The following is a 3,130-nucleotide window of genomic DNA, read 5'->3' on the forward strand; positions in this document are numbered from 1 at the left end:
TAAATGGCAGGCTATAAATCTTTAAGAATAATCCACTCTGAGTCAGTCAGTCGAACGATATTACCCCATTTATCCACTAGATTGAATCCGATCGATTAGTCAAATTTAGCAACCAACTAAAGTCTAATAATCGTTCTAGAAAAGAGCGTTCTCCTTCATGTTTGAGTAGTAACAGCGGGATCAGCGATAGTAAGCGGAGCAAGCTGGAGATTACGAACAAACTCGTCAAGCCGCCCAAAGCATCGATTGTCGCGAGTCCACCACCAGCAACCGTACCCGCAGCACCAGTAATGCCCGCAATTGCTGCGGCGATGCCAAAATATTGGGATTGATGGCGATCGTGAGCGATTTCGAGCTGGAGATTATTAATACACAGTTCGATCGCGGCGGTGGCACCACCATTGAGAATGAATAGCAGCGGCAAACCGATCCACAGTGAGAGGGAATCTGTGCCGATCCCCAGCCAGAGCAGGGGTAATACGGTCATCGCCAACCCCATTACGACTAGTGGGAGTCGATTGCCGATGCGATCGCTCCAGCGTCCGAAGGGAATCAGGAAAGCTAGGTTCGCAACCGATGTCAAGCTATTGTAGAGCGTCACCCAGCCGACATCGATCGCGAGGTCTTGGAGGAGATAGAGATTAAAAAACGGCGCGCTGAGATTGAGGGCAAATGTCCAGGCTCCAAAACACCATAAAAAGCCCTGAAAATGCCGATCTTGGCCGATGGTGGCGATCGCCGATGTCGGGGGTGCGATGTTTTCGGCTGTCGTGGGGGGCGCGTTCTTGCTAGGTTTGGCAGTCACTCGCTCTTGGGGATTGACATCGACCATTTGCCACTGACAGAGCAGACTGATAACGCCAGCGACGATACCGACTATCAAGGCGATCGCAAATCCGGCTAATTCGCCATCAGGATAGTTAGCTACCAAGAAACCAGCGATCGAGACGACAATCAAACTGGTTAAATTAGCCGCTGTATTGCGAATGCCAAAATAGCGACCGCGCAATTGTCTGGGTACCAATGCTGCCATCCAGCCCAACCACGTCGGACTGCCCAGTCCGGCTAAAATATGACTGAGCGCGACTACTACCATCGTCCAGATCGCGAGCGATCGATCGTCGAGGCGGTGCTGATAATAAAGAAAGATCCCCAACAGTAGGAATACCCACACCAAGCGAGCTGGCACATAGATCCGCGTGCAAAAGTGCTGGCGACTGGACGATCGATCGCCCCACCACGCACCGAGCGGTTGCACGATATTCGCCAGCATGGGAATCGCGGCCAAGATCCCGATCTCAAATGAATGTGCCTGAAGATCGACGAGGAAATTGCTGAGTAAAACGCCACCTGTGAGGTTGGAAAAGATCGCCGCAAATACCCCATCGATCGATGATGCCTTGAGACTGCGGCGGATCTCACTCGTGGGCACCCGTGCTGGTGCCACTCGATCGCGCTCGTCCTCAGCCTGTAGCTCGATGGGAATCGCATTTACTGCTGTGTTTAGACCTAAATCCACAAATTACCTCGATCGTTAAATTGACGGATCCCACTCTCAGCTCGATCGGAGGGTGGCATCAGATCGTCCTCTTATTATCCTGGATCGAATGTTACTGGTTTCTCTATCATTAGGATCTATTCTCTAGCGGCGCAGGTATTTTGGCAGCAATGCCAAGCTGTTTATGCTTTAATCTACGTTTATGTATATTCCCTTTTTGGCAATCGGAGGTGCGGTCTTAGTTTACCCCACCTACAGCCGATGCTTGCTGACCTACTCCCCCAGCAAGCTCCGATAGTGTGGGAAGATGAAGACTCTCGCGTAATTGACAGCAATCTACCGTGGCACAAGTTATTCTCGAAAATATCCACAAAACTTATACTCCGTCGCCTCCCCAGGCCAAAAGTAAAGTCGAAACGCCAGATCTGGCAGTCGCTCAAAGCGTCTTGCGGCGGATAAATTTGACTGTAAACCAGGGCGAGTTTATGGTGCTAGTTGGGGCATCGGGGTGCGGCAAGAGCACGCTGCTGCGGCTAATTGCTGGCTTAGAGACACTTACTGCTGGTAATATCCGCGTTGGTGATACTCTGGTCAACGATTTGCCCCCGAAGGAGCGAAATATTGCGATGGTATTTCAGAGTTACGCACTGTATCCGCATATGCGGGTATATGACAATATCGCCTTTGGACTGCGGCGGAGTCAATCTTTTTCGACCTCCAGTCTAGCAACAAAGACTAAGTTTTCTCCACAAATTGAAAATTTTCTCGTCGAGATTACCAGGGGTTTTCCGCGCGGTTTCCGTTATATTTCGGCACGGGAAAAGGTCATTGCCAAGAAGGTGCGACAAGTTGCCGAGATGCTGCAAATTGAGGGTTTATTGAGTCGTTTTCCCAAGCAGCTTTCTGGCGGCCAAAAACAGCGGGTTGCGCTCGGTCGGGCGATCGCGCGCGATGCACAAGTATTTCTGATGGACGAACCTTTATCCAACCTCGATGCCAAATTACGCGCCGAAACTCGCACTCAAATTGTCAAATTACAACGACAATTAGGGACGACGACTATTTATGTAACCCACGATCAAACTGAAGCGATGACGATGGGCGATCGGATTGCGGTGATGGATCGGGGACAGATTCAACAAGTAGCTACGCCGCTAGAAATCTATAACCATCCTGCGAATATTTTTGTCGCCCAATTTATCGGTTCGCCACCGATGAATACAATTCCAGTTCAAGTGAAGTTACCACTATCGATCGGGAATAAACAGTTTCGATTGACGCTGCCAGAAGCATGGGCAAATACCTTGGAGCCATATACTGCCAAGTCATTGTTATTGGGCATTCGCCCCGAACATCTGACGCTCGGACTACCCGCCACCAAAAATTTTCACGGCATTGTCGAAACAGTGGAAGCATTGGGTAACGACACTTATATTGGTGTCAAAATTCTGGATTTAGATCCCACGGATTTACACATGCAAGTTCGAGTTTCACCCGATAAAGTTGTTACTATTGGCGAGGAAGTTTGGGTATCGGCAGCAGTCGATAAAATCCATCTGTTCGATCCCGATACTGGTTTGACATTGAGAAGCGATCGCGATCGGGAATGAGATTTACTGTGTTGCTTAATCT

2 protein-coding genes and 1 pseudogene are annotated in these 3,130 nt (G+C 49.6%); 2 read left to right on the forward strand and 1 reads right to left on the reverse strand.

The features are described from left to right. Positions 1 to 76: 76 nt before the first annotated feature. Positions 77 to 1,519, reverse strand: coding sequence for an MFS transporter (locus RMO84_RS14755; RefSeq protein WP_310489203.1), 1,443 nt, complete (start codon positions 1,517 to 1,519; stop codon positions 77 to 79). A 455-nt stretch (positions 1,520 to 1,974) separates the two neighbouring features. Between RMO84_RS14755 and RMO84_RS21385 the strand changes: the two are divergent. Both RMO84_RS21385 and RMO84_RS21390 read left to right on the forward strand, forming a co-directional pair. Next, a pseudogene (locus RMO84_RS21385) lies at positions 1,975 to 2,421 on the forward strand (ATP-binding cassette domain-containing protein); the annotation flags it as partial. A 291-nt stretch (positions 2,422 to 2,712) separates the two neighbouring features. Further along, positions 2,713 to 3,108: a TOBE domain-containing protein gene (locus tag RMO84_RS21390; protein WP_396135868.1), complete on the forward strand. Its 396-nt coding sequence runs from the start codon at positions 2,713 to 2,715 to the stop codon at positions 3,106 to 3,108. The last annotated feature ends 22 nt before the right edge of the window (positions 3,109 to 3,130 follow it).

Origin of the sequence: Chamaesiphon sp. VAR_69_metabat_338 (assembly GCF_031423935.1) — a bacterium.
GTDB lineage: Bacteria > Cyanobacteriota > Cyanobacteriia > Cyanobacteriales > Chamaesiphonaceae > Chamaesiphon.